Origin of the sequence: Streptomyces sp. NPDC017676, assembly GCF_044329325.1 — a bacterium.
Classification (GTDB): domain Bacteria; phylum Actinomycetota; class Actinomycetes; order Streptomycetales; family Streptomycetaceae; genus Streptomyces.
On the sequence record NZ_JBIRJA010000010.1, the window covers coordinates 323,244 to 341,374 of the forward strand.

An 18,131-nucleotide genomic window follows, 5' to 3' on the forward strand; every position below is an offset into this window, starting at 1 on the left:
GGCTGGTCGCGCGTCCGAGCCGCGCCCGTAGATACGCACCTTGCTATCCCCCGCACCCCCACCACGAAGGGATCAGCACATGCACCCCAGCACCGCCGGACACCTCCGGCGCATGCCGGCCATCGGGGCGGTCGTCGCCCTGGCCGCGGGCATGCTCGTCAGCGTCGCCCCGGCCGCCCACGCGGTCGCGGGCGCCACCCTCCCCTTCACCTCCGTGGAGGCCGAGTCGGCGACCGGCAACGGCACGAAGATCGGTCCGGACTACACCCAGGGCAGCCTCGCCTCGGAGGCCTCCGGCCGGCAGGCCGTCCGGCTGTCCCCCGGGCAGCGGGTGGAGTTCACCGTGCCGCGCGCCGCCAACGCGGTGAACGTCGCCTACAGCGTGCCGGACGGTCAGTCCGGATCCCTGAACGTGTACGTCAACGGCACCAAGCTCGCCAAGACCCTCCCGGTGACCTCCAAGTACTCCTACGTCGACACCGGCTGGATCCCCGGCGCGAAGACGCACCACTTCTTCGACAACACCCGGCTGCTGATCGGGCAGAACGTCCAGGCCGGCGACAAGGTCGCCGTGGAGGCGGCCGGCGTCCAGGTCACCGTCGACGTCGCCGACTTCGAACAGGTCGCCCCGGCCGCCGGCCAGCCCGCCGGTTCGGTGTCCGTCGTCTCCAAGGGCGCCGACCCCAGCGGCAACGGCGACTCCACCCAGGCCTTCCGCGACGCCATCGCCGCCGCCCAGGGCGGCACGGTGTGGATACCGCCGGGCGACTACCGTGTCACGTCCTCGCTCAGCGGCGTCCAGAACGTGACCCTGCAGGGCGCGGGCAGCTGGTACTCGGTCGTGCACACCTCGCGCTTCATCGACCAGTCCGGCTCGGCGGGCAACGTCCGCATCAAGGACTTCGCGGTCATCGGCGAGGTCACCGAACGCGTCGACTCCAGCCCGGACAACTTCGTCAACGGCTCACTCGGACCGAACAGTTCGGTCTCCGGCATGTGGATCCAGCACCTGAAGGTCGGCCTGTGGCTCACGGGCAACAACGACAACCTGGTGGTGGAGAACAACCGCATCCTCGACACCACCGCCGACGGACTCAACCTCAACGGCACGGCGAAGGGCGTCCGCGTCCGCAACAACTTCCTGCGCAACCAGGGCGACGACTCCCTCGCCATGTGGTCGCTGTACTCCCCGGACACCGACTCCAGCTTCGAGAACAACACGATCTCGCAGCCCAACCTCGCCAACGGCATCGCCATCTACGGCGGCACCGACATCGCCGTGCGCAACAACCTGGTCTCCGACACCAACGCCCTCGGCAGCGGTATCGCCATCTCCAACCAGAAGTTCCTCGACCCGTTCCACCCCCTCGCCGGCACCATCACGGTCGACGGCAACACGCTGGTGCGCACCGGCGCGATGAACCCCAACTGGAACCACCCCATGGGCGCGTTGCGCGTCGACTCCTACGACAGCGCCATCAACGCGACCGTGAACATCACCAACACGACGATCACCGACAGCCCCTACAGCGCCTTCGAGTTCGTCTCCGGCGGCGGCCAGGGCTACCCGGTGCGGAACGTCAACGTCACCGGCGCGACCGTGCGGAACACCGGCACGGTCGTGGTCCAGGCCGAGGCCCAGGGCGCGGCGACCTTCAAGAACGTCACCGCGACCCAGGTCGGCGCGGCCGGCGTCTACAACTGCCCCTACCCGGCGAACTCCGGCTCCTTCGCCCTCACCGACGGCGGCGGCAACTCCGGCTGGTCCAGCACCTGGTCGGACTGCTCCACCTGGCCGCAGCCGGGGCAGGGCAACCCGGAACCCGACCCGAACCGCAACCTCGCCAAGGGCCGCCCGGCCACCGCGACCGGCTCCCAGGACGTCTACACCCCCGGCAAGGCGGTCGACGGCGACGCGAACTCGTACTGGGAGTCCACCAACAACGCCTTCCCGCAGTCCCTCACCGTCGACCTCGGCTCCTCCTACGCCGTGCGCCGCCTGGTGCTGAAGCTGCCGCCGTCCTCGGCCTGGGGCGCCCGCACCCAGACCGTCACGGTGCTCGGCAGCACCGACGGCTCCGGCTACTCGACCGTACTGGGCGCGCAGGGCTACCGCTTCGACCCGGCCACCGGCAACACCGCGACCGTGACTCTGCCGAGCGGCACGAACCTGCGCTACCTACGCCTGACCGTCACCGCGAACACGGGCTGGCCGGCGGGCCAGTTCAGCGAGGTGGAGGCGTACCAGACCCCCTGACCGCCCCGACCCGCACAGCCCGGACCGGGCGCCCCGGCACCACGACGGGCCGGGGCGCCCGCACACACCCATGGGGCCGGTGAGAGTCCGGGCGGCACCCGGTTTCCTCCCGTACCCACGACTTCATGTGCGCGCCATCGCACCCTTCCCTGACGTTCGCTGCTCTTGGAACACTCGCTCCGCGCGGATTCCGTCATCTGGCGGGTATCGCGTACGTCAGGACGAGAGGACCCTCACCCATGCCCGAAGTCAACCGGCGGCGCTTCCTCCAGATCGCGGGCGCCACCACGGCGTTCACGGCGCTGTCCAGCAGCATCCAGCGCGCGGCCGCCCTGCCCGCCCACCACCGCACCGGATCGGTGGAGGACGTCGAGCACATCGTCGTCCTCATGCAGGAGAACCGTTCTTTCGATCACTACTTCGGTTCGCTCCGAGGAGTCCGCGGCTTCGGCGACCCCCGTTCGGTCACCCAGAACGGCAGGTCCGTCTGGAAGCAGTCCGACGGCACGAAGGACGTCCTGCCCTTCCACCCGGACGCCGACGACCTGGGCCTGGCCTTCATCCAGGACCTCCCGCACGGCTGGAACGACGGACACACCGCCTTCAATGGTGGCAAGTACGACAAGTGGGTGCCCGCCAAGTCCGCCACGACGATGGCGTACCTCACCCGCGACGACATCCCCTTCCACTACGCGCTCGCCGACTCCTTCACCATCTGCGACGCCTACCACTGCTCCTTCATCGGCTCCACGGACCCGAACCGCTACTACATGTGGACGGGCTGCACCGGCAACGACGGCAAGGGCGGCGGCCCGGTCCTCGGCAACGACGAGGCGGGCTACGGCTGGACCACCTACCCCGAGCGCCTGGAGCGGGCCGGGGTCTCCTGGAAGATCTACCAGGACGTCGGCGACGGCCTCGACGCGAACGGCGGCTGGGGCTGGATCAACGACGCCTACCGCGGCAACTACGGCGACAACTCGCTGCTGTACTTCAACCAGTACCGGAACGCCAAGCCCGGCGACCCGCTGTACGACAAGGCCCGCACCGGCACCGACGCCCGCAAGGGCGAGGGCTTCTTCGACCAGTTGAAGGCGGACGTCCAGGGCGGCAAGCTGCCCCAGGTCTCCTGGATCGTCGCCCCCGAGGCCTTCACCGAGCACCCGAACTGGCCCGCCAACTACGGCGCCTGGTACGTCTCCCAAGTCCTCGACGCGCTCACCTCCGACCCCGACGTGTGGGGGAAGACCGCGCTGTTCATCACCTACGACGAGAACGACGGCTTCTTCGACCACGTCATCCCGCCCTACCCGCCGGCCTCGGCCGCCCAGGGCAAGTCGACGGTCGACCCCGCGCCGGACCTGTTCAAGGGCGACGCCGGCCACGTCGCCGGCCCCTACGGGCTCGGCCAGCGCGTGCCGATGCTGGTGGTCTCCCCCTGGAGCAAGGGCGGGTACGTCTGCTCCGAGACCCTCGACCACACCTCGATCATCCGGTTCATCGAGCGTCGTTTCGGTGTCCAGGAGCCGAACATCTCGCCCTGGCGGCGGGCCGTGTGCGGCGACCTGACCAGTGCCTTCGACTTCTCCCGCAAGGACACCGCGCGGGTCGTGCTGCCCTCCACGGCCGGCTACCAGCCCAAGGACCACGACCGCCACCCCGACTACGTGCCCAAGCCTCCCGCCAACGGAACGCTTCCCCGGCAGGAGCGGGGCAGCAGGCCCACCCGTCCGCTGAAGTACGCCCCCCTGGTGGACGGTTCGGCGGACACCGCGGCCGGCAAGTTCACGCTCACGTTCGGCTCCGGGGCGCACGCGGGCGCGGTCTTCCTCGTGACGTCCGACAGCCGGACCGACGGCCCCTGGACGTACACCACGGAGGCCGGCAAGACGCTCTCGGACACCTGGAACTCGGTGTACTCCGGCGGCGACTACGACCTCACCGTGCACGGCCCCAACGGCTTCCTGCGCGTCTTCAAGGGCCGCAACAAGGCCGCCGGCCCCGAGGTCACCGCCCGTCACAAGGGCGACGACGTGGAGCTCACCTTCACCAACAAGGGCTCCGGCACGGCGAAGCTGAAGCTGGTCGACGGCTACGGCGGCAAGCCGGTGACGGTGACGGTCCGGCCCGGCGCGACCGTGCGGCACACCGTCGCACTCGCGGCGAGCAAGCGCTGGTACGACCTGACCGTGACCTTCGACGCCGACCCGGCCTTCCTGCGCGGCTTCGCCGGGCACGTGGAGAACGGGCGGCCCGGCGTCAGCGACCCGGCGATCGTCACGGGGTGAACGGGCGATGAACACCGCTCCGTGCGGACTGGTCAGGTACCGGTCATATCAGGGTAGTGTGCCCCGGTGACCACGCAATCGAACACTCCTGCAGGCTGGTACCCGGATCCGCACGGAGCGGCCCAGACGCTCCGCTACTGGGACGGCACGCAGTGGACCGAGCACACCAACCCGGCCCAGCAGCAGGCCGGGCAGGTTCCGCCGCAGCAGGCCGGTGACGCCAAGGTGCAGCGCCAGGTGCAGCAGCAGGCCGGCGTCGCGGGCGGCGGCCCCGGTGGCGGCACCCTCTTCACCGAGCCCGTCCTGGTCGTGAACCAGAAGGCCAAGCTGATCGAGCTGACCAACGAGTACAAGGTCATGGACCAGAACGGCCGGGAGATCGGCTCGGTCACCCAGGTCGGTCAGGGCGTGCTGCGCAAGATCCTGCGCTTCGTCTCCAGCCTGGACCAGTTCCTCACCCACAAGCTGGAGATCCGCGACGCCCACGGCCGGCCGCAGCTGCTGCTGACCCGGCCCGCGAAGATCTTCAAGTCGCGGGTGGTCGTGACCCGCCCGGACGGCTCACCGGTCGGCGAGATCGTCCAGAAGAACATGATCGGGAAGATCAACTTCGCGATGACGGCGAACGGCCGGCAGGTCGGCGCGATCAAGGCGGAGAACTGGCGCGCCTGGAACTTCGCGATCGTCGACCACGCCGACAACGAGGTCGCCCGGATCACCAAGACCTGGGAAGGCCTCGCCAAGACCCTGTTCACGACGGCGGACAACTACGTCCTGCAGATCCACTACCAACTGCCCGAACCGCTGCTGAGCCTCGTGGTGGCCACGGCGCTGACGGTGGACACCGCGCTCAAGCAGGACGCGCGCGGCTGGGGCTGACCGGGACGCCCGGACGGCAGGAAGCAGCACGGCGACGGCGGCCGGTGCCCGCGGAACGCGCGCACCGGCCGCCGCCGTGTGCCCGGGTGGTCACAGGGCCGTGAGGTGCCCCGGCTGGTCCGGCTGCCGGGGCAGCAGCACCGGCTCCGCGGTCGCCGTACCCGGCTCCAGCGCCAGCACGGCCGCCACCGGGTGCTCGTCGTCGCCGCCGGACTCGTCCTGGCCGGCGGGCGCGGGTGCCGCCCTGGTCAGCAGCACCACGCCCCAGGAGGCCAGCCCCGCGCCGGCCAGGGCCAGCAGCACCCCGGCGGCACCGCCCTGGAGGCCCTGCCCCAGCAGCGTCAGGCCGATCACCGCGGCGGCCACCGGGTTGGTGAGGGTGACCACGGCCAGCGGGGCGCCGAGTCCGCCGCGATAGGCCGTCTGGGACAGCAGCAGCCCGCCGACGGCGAACCCGGCGACGAGCACGGCCACCACGATCACCTCCGTGCTCAGCACCGGGCCCGAGCGGTCCGTCGCCGCCACGGTCACCGTCTGGGTGAGCGCGGAGGCGACCCCGGAGGCGAAGCCGGACGCGGTGGCGTGCCTGAGGCCCGGCCGGGCGCCGGGCCAGGACAGCAGACCGATCGCGGCGGCGGTCGTACCCGCGACCACCAGGGCCTCGGTCAGCGACAGCACCCGGGCGGGCGCCGGACCGGAGGCGGTGACCAGCAGCGCGGCGAGCCCCAGCAGGGTGAGCGCCGTACCGCGCCACTCCACCGCGCTGACCCGCCGGCCGGCCGCCCGCGCGCCCAGGGGCACGGCGGCGACCAGGGTGAGCGCGCCCAGCGGCTGTACGACGGTCAGCGGGCCGTACTTGAGGGCGACGACGTGCAGCAGCGCGGCGACGGCGTTCAGCCCGACCGCCGACCACCAGGCGCCGGTGCCCAGCAGTCGCAGCAGACCGGTGCCGGCGCTGCGCGCGGCGAGCCGTTCCTGGGCGACGGCGGCCAGCGCGTAGGCGACGGCCGACACCAGCGACAGGCCGAGGGCGGCCAGGGTGGCGGCGCTCATCGGCCCGCTCCCGCCAGGACGGCCTCGCGCGGCTTCAGCAGACCGGTGCCGCGGCCCGCCGTAGTGGGCGTGCGCCGCGGCGGAGGGACGACCGCGAGGGCGAGGCCGAGCATGGCCGTGGCGACGATCGCGTCGAGCCAGTAGTGGTTCGCCGTGCCCACGATCACCAGCAGGGTGACCAGCGGATGCAGCAGCCACAGCCGGCGCCGGCGGGACCGGGTGGCGGCCATCAGGCCGATCGCCACCATCAGCGCCCAGCCGAAGTGCAGCGAGGGCATGGCCGCGAACTGGTTGGAGAGGTGGTCGCTGGACGGCGGGCCGTACACCGACGGGCCGTAGATCCGGGCGGTGTCCACCAGGCCCGTCCCGGTCAGCATGCGCGGCGGGGCCAGCGGGAACGTGAACGGCAGCACGAGGGCGGCGGTGGTGAGGACCGCGAGGACCCGTCGGGCCCAGACGTAGTGCGCGGGCCGCCGCAGGTACAGCCAGACCAGGAAGGCGAGTGTGGCCGGGAAGTGGACGGTCGCGTAGTAGGTGTTCGCCAGGTGGACGAGGGTGTCGCCGTGCAGCAGCGCCGACTGCACGGCGGTCTCGCGGGGGAGGTGGACGCTCCGCTCCAGGTGCCAGACGTGCCGGGCGTTGCGGAAGGCGTCCGCGGTGTGGCCGGTGGCCAGTTGGCGGCCCAGTTTGTAGACCAGGAAGAGCCCGGCGACGAGCAGGAACTCACGTATCAGGGACGGACGGGCCGGAGTCTCCGGTTCCCCCTCCGCCTCCGCAGGCTCGGTTCGGGCATTCATCCCCCGGCCCCTTCGCTGACGATGGTGCGTGTCGTGGTGCGGACGAGCCCCGGTCCGCACCGGAACTCATCGATACGTTGCCGTACCGATACGCCAGTGTACCGATACGGTCGAGTACCGGTACACTGGCGTATCGATTGATGTGCGCCACACTGGAGACACGCACGGGGACCAGGCACCGCGCAGCACGGGAAACAGGCACGAGTGAGGGGAAGCACCGCATGACGTCGCAGGCCGCGGACGCACCGGACACGGTCGTCGCCTCGCGCCGCTCCAAGATCACGCCGGAGCGTGAGCGGGAGTTCTTCGACGCCGTGCTGGAACAGATCCGCGAGTGCGGATACGACTCCGTCACCATGGAGGGCATCGCCGCCAGCACCCGGTGCAGCAAGTCCACGCTCTACCGGCAGTGGAAGACCAAGCCGCAGTTCGTCGCGGCGGCGCTGCGCGCCAACCGCCGGGTGAGGTTCGCCGGCATCGACACCGGATCGCTCGCGGAGGACCTGCGCCAGGCCGCACGGACCGCCGGCGACTGGTCCGGCAAGGACACCCGGCTGCTCCAGGCGCTGGGGCACGCGGTGACGGCGGACCAGGAGCTGGCCCAGGCGCTGCGCGAGGCACTGGTGCACCCGGAGATCGCCGCGCTGGAGGAGATCCTGGCCCGGGGCGTGGCCCGGGGCGAGGTCCGGCCGGACCACCCGGCGCTGGAGTACATCCCGGCCATGATGTTCGGCGTCCTGCGCGTGCGGCCGGTGCTCGACGGCCACTACGCCGACTCCGACTACCTCGTCCGCTTCGTGGAGGCCGCCGTGCTGCCCTCGCTCGGACTGACATGAGACCCAGGCCGCCGTTCACGGGATGACTGGACGGCGACCTGCCCGCGCCGCACCGTGGGGACGGGGGCGGCGCGCACCCCCCGGCCGGGTGGGGTTCCCCTTGAGCGGAGGGGAATCCCACCCGGCCGATCCGTCTCTCAGACGTCCTGACCGCTCCCGCCGCCGGACGAGACCTTGATCCCCTTGAGGATCTCGTCGATGACGGACAGCTTCTGCCCGACGTCCACGCCGAAGCGGACCACCACGATCTGCCGGGCTTCGTTGGGGGAGGGGAAGGCGACCGACTCGACATAGCCGTCGGATCCCTTGCTGGTGACCGCCTTCCAGCGCACCAGGTAACCCTTCTGCCCGGCCACCGTCACCGCCTCGGAGGCCAGCACCTCGTGCGAGGTGATGCTGCCGTAGGTGGTACCGCCGTACGACTGCTTGGCGTTGGCGGCGATGTCCGCCTTCGCGACCTTCTCCGCCGTGTCGGCCTCGATGCCCAGCGCCACCGCCGGGGCCGTGTAGGCGCCGCCCGCGGTGCACGTCTGGGCCGGGTTGCCGGGGCACTTGTAGGCGTCGTCGGAGGTCACCTGCGCCCCGACGCTGATCGCCTGTCCGGTCCAGCCCTTCGGCACCGGCAGGCTGATGCCGTTGACCGGGTCCGTCACGGAGCCGCCGCCCTTGACCTTCGGCGCCTCCGACTGGCCCGGGGACGGCGAGGCCCCACCGGACCCGCCGGAGCCTCCGGAGCCGCCGCTCCCGCCCGAGTCGCCGCCGGGCCCGCCGAACGGCCCGCCCTGGCCGCCGTCCTGCCCGCCGCCCGGCCCCTGCCGCGACCCGGCGCGGTCGTCGCCGCCCCCGCCGTCCTTGGTGAGGACGTACACGCCGACCCCGATGCTCGCCAGGACCGCGGCCGTCACCGCGACGGCTATGCCCGTGCGCAGCCGGCGCCGGGACGGGGCGGGTGGCGGGGCCGGGTACGCCGGATACCCCTGCCCGCCCGCATGCCCCTGCTGTTCCGGATACCCCGGGTAGGCGCCGAACCCGGCGGGAGCCGAGGGCGCCGCCGGACCCGCCGGGTGGACCGGCCCGGCCGGCTGCGGTGCGCCGTCCGCCGCCGGCCCGCCCGGGGGACCCCACGTGGCGGACGTGCCGGCGGGGCGGGTCCGGTCCGTCCAGGCCTTGCCGTCCCACCAGCGCTCGGTGGGCGGACCGTCGTTCGTCTGCCCGGGGTCGGGGTACCACCCGGGAGGAGTCACCTGCGTCATGCCCCCACCGTATGAGGCGAGCGTGAAAGCGGGATGAGAGGATCCGCCGCCAACGGGACGAAGCGGAGTATTTTTCCCCCGATTTCTCGGTGCGCCTTCCCACAGGGGCCGTTGACACCCCGTCCGCTGGTCGCGCGGGCGGTCGCGTCGCCTGCCCGCCCCCTGTTTCACCCGGCCGGGCAAGAGCTGCCGCGAGCGGCCACCGAAGGCCCCGCCCGACGACTACGCTCGGGGTCTGTACGTCATTCGGGCGACCTGGGGAGGTAACGGGATGACGGAGGGACGGCCGTCGGCGGCCGGCTCGGCTCCCCTGTGGGAACGGGACGCCGAGCTCGCCACCGTCGCGCAGGCGCTCGACGTCCTGTGCGCGGACCAGTCGTCCGGGGGCAGCCTGCTGGTCATCCGGGGCGAGGCGGGACTCGGCAAGACCGCGCTGCTGGCCGAGACCCGGCGCATCGCCGAACGCCGGGGCTGCGCCGTCTGGTCCGCACGCGGCGCCGAGACGCTGAGATCCGTCCCGTTCCACGTCGTACGGCAGCTCCTCCAGCCCGCGCTGCTGTCCCTGCTGCCCGAGGAGGCCCGCGAGTACCTCGGCGACTGGTACGACATCGCCGGTCCCGCCCTCGGCATAGCGGAACCGCAGGCCGACAACGCCGACCCGCAGTACGTCTGCGACGGGCTCGTCGCCGCCGTGCGCCGGCTCTCCCGCCGCCAGTGGCCGCTGGTCCTGCTCGTCGACGACGCGCACTGGGCCGACCAGGAGACCCTGCGCTGGCTCGCCGCCTTCGCCGAACGCCTGGACGACCTGTCCGTCCTCGTCGTGGTCGCCCGCCGGCCCGGCGAGGTCACCGGGGACAGCGCCCGCCTGCTCGACGCGGTGGCCGCCGCGGGCCGCCCCGTCCCCACCCTCAGCGCCCTCACCCCGGACGCCACCGCCGGACTCACCCGCGCCACCGTCGGCCGGCACGCCGACGACGCGTTCTGCCGCGAGGTCTGGGCCGTCACCGGCGGCAACCCCTACGACACCGTCGAACTCCTCGCCAAGGTCCAGGACAGCGAACTGCCGCCCGTCGAGGCGCAGGCGGGAGAGCTGCGCGCCCTCAACCGCGCCGCCCGCGGCGGCGGACTGGTCGACCGGCTCAAGGGCCTCGGCCTGGAGGCCACCCGGTTCGCCTGGGCCGCCGCCATCCTCGGCACCGGCATCACCGTCGACATGGTCGCCCAACTCGCCACCATGAACGACGAACTGGCCCGCACGTGCGCCGAACTCCTCTGCACCGCCCGCATCCTCACCGAACCCGGACCGTCCGCCGGCACCGAACGCACCGGCGGCGAGCTGGAGTTCGTCCACCCCCTCATCGCCACCGCGGTCTACAACTCCATCCCGCCCGGCGTGTGCACCGCCATGCACGGCGTCGCCGCGCAGATGATCACCGAGCGCGGCCGCGGCGCCGCCGAGGCCGCCCGCCACCTGCTGAAGGTGCACCCGGACGACGACGAGGAACTGGTCGAGCAGTTGCGCGAGGCCGCCCGCGAACACCTCGCCGTCGGCGCGCCCGACGCGGCCCGCCGCTGCCTGGAACGCGCCCTGGCGGAACCGCCCCTCCCCGAGGTGCACGCGCACGTCCTCTACGAACTCGGCTGCGCCACCCTGCTGACCAACCCCGCGGTCACCATCGACCATCTGCAGAGCGCCCTCGCCATGCCCGGCCTCGACGGCGACGACCGGGTCGACGCCGTCGTCCGCCTCTCCCAGGCACTGCTCCACAACGACCAGCTGGAGGAGGCCGTCCGCACGGTAGAGGCCGAGGCCGCCCGGCACGAGGCGGGTCCCGTCCGGATGCGGTTGCAAGCCTTCCAGTTCATGTGGGAGGGCATCCACGGCGAGACCGTCTCCCCGGCCCGCTCCCGGCGCCTGGCCGAGCTGGCGAGCACCTGTGCCGGCCGCGACAACGCCGAACGCGCCCTGCTGATCCTGCGCGGCTTCGACGCGATGACCCACGGCGAGAGCGCCGACGAGGTCATCGAGCTGTGCGACCGCGCCCTGGTCAACGGCCGCCTCGCGCCCGGCCTCGGCTGGACCGACACCGAGTGGGGCATGGAACTGCTGATGATGCTCGGCAGCGCCTACACCTACGCCGACCGGCTCGACCGCGCCGAGAGCCTGTTCGCCGAAGCCCGGCGCGTCTACACCACGGCCGGCTGGCGCGGCGGCCACCTCTCCCTGGCCAACGCCTTCCTCGGGCTCGCCTACCGCAGACAGGGCCGGCTGCGCGACGCCGAGTCCACGCTGCGCGAGGCCCTGGTCCTCGCCGAACGCGTCGGCCGCCGCCTGCCCCTGTACTGGTCCGCCACCTGCGGTCTGGTCGACACCCTGCTGGCCCGGGGCAGGGTCGAGGAGGCCTGGTCGGTCGCCGAACGGTACGGCTTCGCGCCGCCGTACCCCTCCACCATCGTGCTGCCCGACATCCGCTCGGTACGCGGCCGGCTGCTGCTCGCCGTCGGCCGCACCGAGGACGGCATCAACGAACTGGAGGCCGCCGAGAAGACCGCCGCCTCCCGTGGCGGCCACAACCCGGTCCTCGCGCCCTGGTCCATCGACCTCGCCAAGGCGCTCGCCGGGCAGGACCCGGACCGTGCCGCCCAGCTCGCGGCCGACGCCCGCCGGCAGGCCGAGCGCTTCGGCACGGACACCGCCATAGGCGAGGCCCTGCGCTGCGCCGCCGCCCTGGCGACGGGACAGCGGGCGGTGCAGCTCGCCGCCCGCGCCGTCACCTACCTGGAGGCCTCACCCTGCCAGTACGAGCACGCGGCGGCCCGCGTCGAGTACGGCATCGCCGCCCGCTCGGTCGCCGAACTGGGCCGGGGCCTGGACCTGGCCCGGGCGTGCGGCGCGGAGCACCTGGTGGCCCAGGCACGGGGGGTGCTGGAGACGGGACGGGGGTTGCGCTGAGCCGTGCCGGAGGCGGGGCGGGGCTCGCACTCACCCGGCGTCCCCCGGGTCACAGACCGAGCAGCTGCTCCGTCACCGCCGCCAGCCGCTCGCGCACGTCACCGTCGTACGCCGCCTCGTGTGCCCGCGCCGGCCGGGTCCCGTCGTAGTACCCGCCGCTGCCCGTCTCCCGGGTGGCCAGGGCCAGCACGCCCGGTGCCCCGTCGGCGACGGAGTTCCACGGGGTGATGCCGCCCTCGCGGACCATCGCCGTGTCCATGTAGGTCGCGGGGTGCAGCACGTTCACCGACACGCCGCTGCACGCCAGCTCCTCGGCCAGGGTGAACGTGTACGCGGCGAGCGCGAACTTGCTGCGGCAGTAGGCCGAGATCCCGCTGTAGCCACGGGAGAGTCCGGGATCGGCGAAATCGACGGGCTCCTGGCCGGCCGAGCCGACGTTGACGATCCGGGCCGGCGGATTCGCCCGCAGCACCGGCAGCAGGGCGCGTGTCAGCACCACGGGCGCGAGGTAGTTCACGGCGAGCCGCAGCTCATGCCCGTCAGCGCTCAGCTCCCGCCCGGAGCCCGGTGTCCCACCGCCCACGCCCGCGTTGTTGATCAGCACGTCGAGGCCGGGATGCGCCTCGGCAACCCGCGCGCCCAGCTCCCGGACCTCGGCCAGCCGGGCCAGATCGGCGACGAACCCCTCCGCCGCGCCCTCCGTGCGCAGCTCCTCGACCAGCCGCTCGGTGCGCGCCCGGTCACGACCATGGGCCAGGACGAGGTGACCGGAGCGGACCAGCTCGAAGGCGACGTACCGGCCGAGCCCGGAGGTGGCGCCGGTGATCAGAACAGTGGACATGCCGCCAGCCTAGGCACGCCCGGGCGCCGGGAACGAGTTGCTGCCGGAAGTACGACCGGCAGGGTCACCCTCGTCCCTCAGCCCGTCTCCTCCTCGGCGAGGACCCGCTGGGCCGTCGCGAACGCCGAGTTGGCGGCCGGCACCCCGCAGTACACGGCGGTCTGCAACAGCACCGCGCCGATCTCCTCCGGCGTCAGCCCGTTGCGCCGCGCCGCCCGGACATGCATCGCCAGCTCGTCGTGGTGGCCGTGGGCGACCAGCGCGGTCAGCGTGATCATGCTGCGCTCGCGGCGGGACAGCGTCGGGTCGGTCCAGATCTCCCCCCAGGCGTAGCGGGAGATGAAGTCCTGGAAGCGGGCCGTGAACGGGGTCTGCCGGGCCTGTGCGCGGTCCACATGGGCGTCGCCCAGCACCTCCCGGCGCACCGCCGTACCGCTCGCCGGCGGCCCGTCGAGGTGGGTGCGCAGCGCGGTCAGCACGGCCCGAGGGCACTGCGCCGGCGCCAGATGGGAGGCCCCGGGCAGCTCCACCAGCGTCGCCGCCGTCACCGCGTCGGCGATCTCCCGCAGATGGGCGGGCGGGGTCGCGGGATCCTGCCGGCCCGCCACCAGCAGCGTCGGTACGGTGATGTCGCCGAGCCGGTCGCGCAGGTCGAACGCGGCGAGCGCGTCGCAGCAGGCGGCGTACGCCTCCGGGTCGGCCTCCCGGTGGTCGCGGACCAGCCCCGGCACGCTGAACCCGGGCGTGAACCAGCGCCCCTCGGCGCTGTCCGCCAGCCCGTCCAGGCCCTCGCGGCGCACCCGCTCCGCCCGCTCCCGCCAGGGGGCCTCCCCGCCGAAGTGGGCGGAGGAGCACAGCACTGCCAGCGAGGACAGCCGCTCGGGGTGGTGGACGGCCAGGTGCAGGCCGACGGCGCCGCCCAGGGACACGCCCGCGTACGCGAACCGGTCGATGCCGAGGGCGTCGGCCAGCTCCAGCACCAGCGCGGCAAGGTCGCCGACGGTCGCGCCCGCCGCGATCAGGTCCGCCGCCGAGCCCCCGTGCCCGGGCAGGTCCCAGCGGACGACCCGGTGGGCTGCGGACAGTTCGGGCGCGACCTGGTCCCACAGGGCCAGGGAGGTGCCGAGCGAGGGACCGAGCAGCAGCGGGGGAGCGGAAGCCGGGCCTTCTTCCTGGTGGTTGAGGAGTTTCACGGTCAAGGTCGCTCCAGGGCGCGGTCGGTGAGGGGACCGGCGAAGCCGGTGTAGTGGGCGGGGTCGAGCAGGTCGTCGAGATCGACGTCCTTCAACTCGTCTGTTTCAGGCAGCAGTTCGGAGAGCGGACGGTCCTCGGCGTGGGCGCGGCGGGCCAGTTCGGTCAGCAGTTCCTTGGCACGTGCCCGGCCGAGGACGGGCGCGAGGGCGGCCGACAGCCGCTCGGAGACGATCAGGCCCCGGGTGATGCCGAGGTTCCGGCGCATCGCCGCCGGGTGCACACGCAGCCCCTCGGCCAGCTCCGCCGCGTGGGTGGCCGCGCCGCCCACCAGCCGGAGCAGGTCGCGCAGCGGCTCCCACTCGGCGTGCCAGGCGCCGGCCGGCCGCTCGTCCTCGGCGGCGAGGCAGCCGTACAGCGAGGCCGCGAGCTGCGGGGCGCGCCGGGCGGCGGACGCCAGGAGCGTGGCGCGCACCGGGTTCGCCTTGTGCGGCATGGCCGACGAGCCGCCGCCGCTGCCCTCGCTCACCTCGCCGATCTCGGTGCGCGACAGCGTCAGGACGTCCACGGCGAACTTGCCCAGCGCCCCCGCCGTGAAGGCCAGGCACCCCGCCAGGTCCGCCACCGGGGTGCGCAGGGTGTGCCAGGGCAACGCCGGGGCGGCTAGGCCGACTTCTCTGGCGTAGGCCCGCGTCAGAGCGGTCGCGTCCTCGGCGCCGTACGCCCGGAAGGCCGCCAGGGTCCCGGCGGCGCCGCCGAGTTGGACGGGCAGCGCGTCCCGGACCCGGGTGACCCGGTCGCGCGCGTCCAGGACCAGCGAGCGCCAGCCGGCCGCCTTCAGCCCGAACGTCGTCGGGACGGCGTGCTGGGTGAGCGTCCGCCCCGGCAGCACCGTGTCCCGGTGTGCGGCGGCGAGGCGGGCCAGCGCCCGTTCGGTGCGGCCGAGGTCGGCCAGGACCGGGGCCAGGGTGCGCGCGGCGACCAGCATCGTCGCCGTGTCCATGATGTCCTGGCTGGTGGCGCCCCGGTGGACGTAGGAGCCGTACTCGGCGCCGACCGCCGCGGTCAGGTCGGCGACCAGCGGGATGACCGGGTTGCCGCCGTCCGCGGTCCGCGCCGCCAGGGAGCGGATGCCGAACCGGTCCGGGACGGCCGCCTCGGTCACCGCCGCCGCGGCCCCGGCCGGGGCGAGGCCCAGCGCGGCCTGCGCCCGGGTCAGCGCGGCCTCCGCGTCGAGCAGGGCCCGCAGATACCCGTGGTCGCTCGTCTCGGACGCGGCGCCCGACCGTGCCCACTCCGGGGCGAGCAGGCCGGTGTCGGCGCAGGGAGGGGAAGCGGATGTCACTCGAACTCCAGGAAGACCGTCTCGCCTTCGCCCTGAAGGCGGATGTCGAAACGGTAGGCGCCGTCCGCCTCCTCGCGCGCGATCAGCGTGTCGCGCCGGTCACCCACCCGGGTCAGCAGCGGGTCGGCGGCCAGCGCGGCCTCGTCGCCCGGCAGGTAGATCCGGGTGAACAGGTGCACGAGCAGGCCCCGCGCGAAGACGCACACGCTGAGGTACGGCGCGTTCCGCCCGCGGGCGCCGGGCCGGAGCGTACGGGCGTACCAGTGGCCGTCGGCGTCGGTCTGGACGCGGCCCCAGCCGGTGAACTCCACGCCGTTGCGGCCCAGGTGACCGCCGGTGGCCGGGTCGCGCCGCTGGGAGCCGTCCACGTGCGGGACGGTGCCGTCGGGACGCGGACCCCACAGCTCGATCAGCGCGTCGGGCAGCGGCTCTCCGTCGCCGTCGAGGACGTACCCGTGCACGGTGACCGTGTCCGGGTGGCCGAGCGGCGCGATCTCCTCGCCGCCGCGGAAGGGCAGCGCGTAGCCGTAGAACGGGCCGACGGTGTGCGACGGCGTGGGCAGCACCTGCTCCGCGCTGCTCGGATCGATGATCGTCATGGCGGTCAGCGTCCTTCTTCCGTCCAGGTGGCGGCCGGGCCGTCCAGCACGATGTCCCAGTGGTAGCCGAGGGAGAACTCCGGCACCGACAGGCCGTGGTCGTAGGTGGCGACAAGCCGCTGCCGGGCCGCGTCGTCCGTCACGGACTGCAGGATCGGGTCGTACGGGAAGAGCGGGTCGTTCGGGAAGTACATCTGCGTCACCAGCCGCTGGGTGAATGCCGTGCCGAACACCGAGAAGTGGATGTGCGCCGGGCGCCAGGCGCCCACGTGGTTGCGCCACGGGTAGGGGCCCGGCTGGATGGTGGTGAAGTGGTAGCGGCCCTCGGCGTCGGTGAGGGCGCGGCCGACGCCGGTGAAGTTCGGGTCCAGCGGGGCGTCGTGCTGCTCGCGCCGGTGGGCGTAGCGGCCGGCCGAGTTGGCCTGCCAGATCTCGATCAGCTGGCCGCGGACCGGGCGTCCGTGCCGGTCCAGCAGCCGCCCGGAGACGGTGATCCGCTCGCCGATGGGCTCCCCGGTGTGCTGCCGGGTGAGGTCGTTGTCGACCTCGGTGAGGTCGCGCTCCCCGAAGGCGGGGGAGCGCAGTTCCACCAGTTCGGGGTCCTGGCTGGTGTCGATCGCCACCAGGGGCTGCTTCGGGTGGCGCAGCACGGAGGAACGGTACGGCGCGTAGTCGCGGCGCGGGTGGTGTTCGACGGGGGCGCCGTCGGCGACGCGCTTCTCGTAGGCGGCGTGCGCGGCGGCGATCTCCTGGTCGATGTCGGCTTGGGTGAGAGGCATGGGATACCTGACGCTTCCTTGGCGTTCGAGGAGGAGGTCTCTCCGGTTGTTCATCGGGGGAAGATAGTCAGCGCACTGACTGTTTCGGCGAGGTGTTGCTCACGCTGCCACTGGAGACGGTGACCGTCAAGAGCTGCCCTCTGTGGAGCGTCCGGAAGGAGACAGGGGCGCTGGGTGCCGAGTATCGTTCAGTGCACCAACGAACCGATCAGGGGAGCGCACATGGCCGCCGTGGACCTCGCCACCCATCCCGGGCACCTGGCCCGGCGGCTCCAGCAGGCGCACTACCTGCTGTGGAACACCATGGTCTCGGAGGAGATCACCTCGCCGCAGTTCGCGGTCATGAACGCCCTCGTCGCCGAGCCCGGGCTCGACCAGCGGACCGTGGGGGAACGGGTGGGCCTCGACCGCTCCACCATCGCCGAGGTCATCAGCCGGCTCGACCGCCGGGGGCTGCTGCACAAGGTGCGCGACCCCCAGGACGGCCGGCGCTTCCTGCTCCGCCTCACCGACGACGGCCTGCGCACCCACCGCAGACTGACCGTGCGGACCGCCCGGATGAACCAGGTCTTCCTCGCCCCGCTGTCCGCCGAGGAGCGGACCCTGTTCTTCGACCTGATCGGCCGGGTCGCGGACGCGGCGGAGGAACTGCGCAACCCGGCCGAGCCGCCGGCCGCGCGGAGCTGAGGACGCCGGCAGCGGCCCTCAGGGCACCCGCCGCCCCCGTGGTGGCGGTACCGGCACCGGCCTTCAAGGCACCTGCCGCCCCCTGGCGCGTACCGGCCCACGGGGCACCGGACGGCTCAGGACGCCGGTACGAACACCACCCGCCCCCTGCCCCGCCGCGAGGTCGCGGACCTTCACGTGCCGCACGACGGCAGCGCAGCGCGGCACACCCCGACACCGGCGCCGAGCCCGTTCGGCCCCGGCCGGCCCACCGCCCGCCGTGAAGATCGGTCCGGTGGCGCGCTCATCCGGTCATCACGGGTCATACCCGGTTGCTCAGGGTTCGGCGGCGGTGGGCGGGGGGTACCCGGGGGTCACCGCACACACGGCACGC

General features: G+C 73.1%; 14 protein-coding genes. 6 read left to right on the forward strand and 8 right to left on the reverse strand.

Translation table 11 applies throughout. From position 1 onward, the window contains the following. Nucleotides 1–79: 79 nt before the first annotated feature. The 3 genes from ACH4LD_RS23765 (at nt 80) to ACH4LD_RS23775 (ending at nt 5,424) form a co-directional block, all read left to right on the forward strand. Entirely contained in the window at nt 80–2,257 is a 2,178-nt protein-coding gene (locus ACH4LD_RS23765) for a discoidin domain-containing protein (protein ID WP_398053747.1), read from the forward strand. A gap of 239 nt (nt 2,258–2,496) precedes the next feature. Further along, a complete protein-coding gene (locus ACH4LD_RS23770; protein ID WP_398053748.1) occupies nt 2,497–4,545 on the forward strand; it encodes a phosphocholine-specific phospholipase C in 2,049 nt (682 codons plus the stop codon). A gap of 66 nt (nt 4,546–4,611) precedes the next feature. Continuing rightward, nucleotides 4,612–5,424: a phospholipid scramblase-related protein gene (locus ACH4LD_RS23775; protein WP_398053749.1), complete on the forward strand. Its 813-nt coding sequence runs from the start codon at nt 4,612–4,614 to the stop codon at nt 5,422–5,424. Between the two features lie 90 nt (nt 5,425–5,514). Here the strand turns inward: ACH4LD_RS23775 and ACH4LD_RS23780 are convergent, their stop codons facing one another. Both ACH4LD_RS23780 and ACH4LD_RS23785 read right to left on the reverse strand, forming a co-directional pair. Then, nucleotides 5,515–6,477 carry a hypothetical protein gene (locus ACH4LD_RS23780; protein WP_398053750.1) on the reverse strand — a complete coding sequence of 321 codons (963 nt, stop codon included), beginning with the start codon at nt 6,475–6,477 and terminating at the stop codon, nt 5,515–5,517. Next, on the reverse strand, nt 6,474–7,274 hold the full coding sequence (locus tag ACH4LD_RS23785; RefSeq protein ID WP_132782628.1) for a phosphatase PAP2 family protein: 801 nt from the start codon (nt 7,272–7,274) through the stop codon (nt 6,474–6,476). The genes ACH4LD_RS23780 and ACH4LD_RS23785 overlap by 4 nt, the downstream gene beginning before the upstream one ends. 221 nt (nt 7,275–7,495) lie before the next feature. On the opposite strand from ACH4LD_RS23785, the gene ACH4LD_RS23790 reads away from it, so the two are divergent. Beyond that, nucleotides 7,496–8,110, forward strand: a complete 615-nt coding sequence (locus tag ACH4LD_RS23790) for a TetR/AcrR family transcriptional regulator (RefSeq protein ID WP_132782627.1) — start codon at nt 7,496–7,498, stop codon at nt 8,108–8,110. A 137-nt stretch (nt 8,111–8,247) separates the two neighbouring features. Here the strand turns inward: ACH4LD_RS23790 and ACH4LD_RS23795 are convergent, their stop codons facing one another. Beyond that, nucleotides 8,248–9,363, reverse strand: coding sequence for a DUF2510 domain-containing protein (locus tag ACH4LD_RS23795; protein WP_398053751.1), 1,116 nt, complete (start codon nt 9,361–9,363; stop codon nt 8,248–8,250). Between the two features lie 271 nt (nt 9,364–9,634). On the opposite strand from ACH4LD_RS23795, the gene ACH4LD_RS23800 reads away from it, so the two are divergent. Further along, a complete protein-coding gene (locus tag ACH4LD_RS23800) occupies nt 9,635–12,316 on the forward strand; it encodes an ATP-binding protein (protein WP_398053752.1) in 2,682 nt (893 codons plus the stop codon). Nucleotides 12,317–12,365: 49 nt separating this feature from the next. On the opposite strand, the gene ACH4LD_RS23805 is transcribed toward ACH4LD_RS23800, so the two are convergent. The 5 genes from ACH4LD_RS23805 to pcaH form a co-directional block, all read right to left on the reverse strand. After that, on the reverse strand, nt 12,366–13,157 hold the full coding sequence (locus ACH4LD_RS23805; protein ID WP_398053753.1) for an SDR family NAD(P)-dependent oxidoreductase: 792 nt from the start codon (nt 13,155–13,157) through the stop codon (nt 12,366–12,368). Nucleotides 13,158–13,234: 77 nt separating this feature from the next. Continuing rightward, entirely contained in the window at nt 13,235–14,356 is a 1,122-nt protein-coding gene (gene pcaD, locus ACH4LD_RS23810; RefSeq protein WP_398053754.1) for a 3-oxoadipate enol-lactonase, read from the reverse strand. Beyond that, nucleotides 14,353–15,693, reverse strand: coding sequence for a 3-carboxy-cis,cis-muconate cycloisomerase (pcaB, locus tag ACH4LD_RS23815; RefSeq protein WP_398053755.1), 1,341 nt, complete (start codon nt 15,691–15,693; stop codon nt 14,353–14,355). The genes pcaD and pcaB overlap by 4 nt, the downstream gene beginning before the upstream one ends. After that, on the reverse strand, nt 15,690–16,292 hold the full coding sequence (pcaG, locus tag ACH4LD_RS23820; RefSeq protein WP_398053756.1) for a protocatechuate 3,4-dioxygenase subunit alpha: 603 nt from the start codon (nt 16,290–16,292) through the stop codon (nt 15,690–15,692). Before pcaG ends, pcaB begins: the two co-directional genes overlap by 4 nt. 5 nt (nt 16,293–16,297) lie before the next feature. Continuing rightward, entirely contained in the window at nt 16,298–17,071 is a 774-nt protein-coding gene (gene pcaH, locus ACH4LD_RS23825) for a protocatechuate 3,4-dioxygenase subunit beta (RefSeq protein ID WP_398053757.1), read from the reverse strand. 222 nt (nt 17,072–17,293) lie between these two features. Between pcaH and ACH4LD_RS23830 the strand changes: the two genes are divergently transcribed. Continuing rightward, entirely contained in the window at nt 17,294–17,758 is a 465-nt protein-coding gene (locus ACH4LD_RS23830; RefSeq protein ID WP_398053758.1) for a MarR family winged helix-turn-helix transcriptional regulator, read from the forward strand. Nucleotides 17,759–18,131 lie beyond the last annotated feature (373 nt).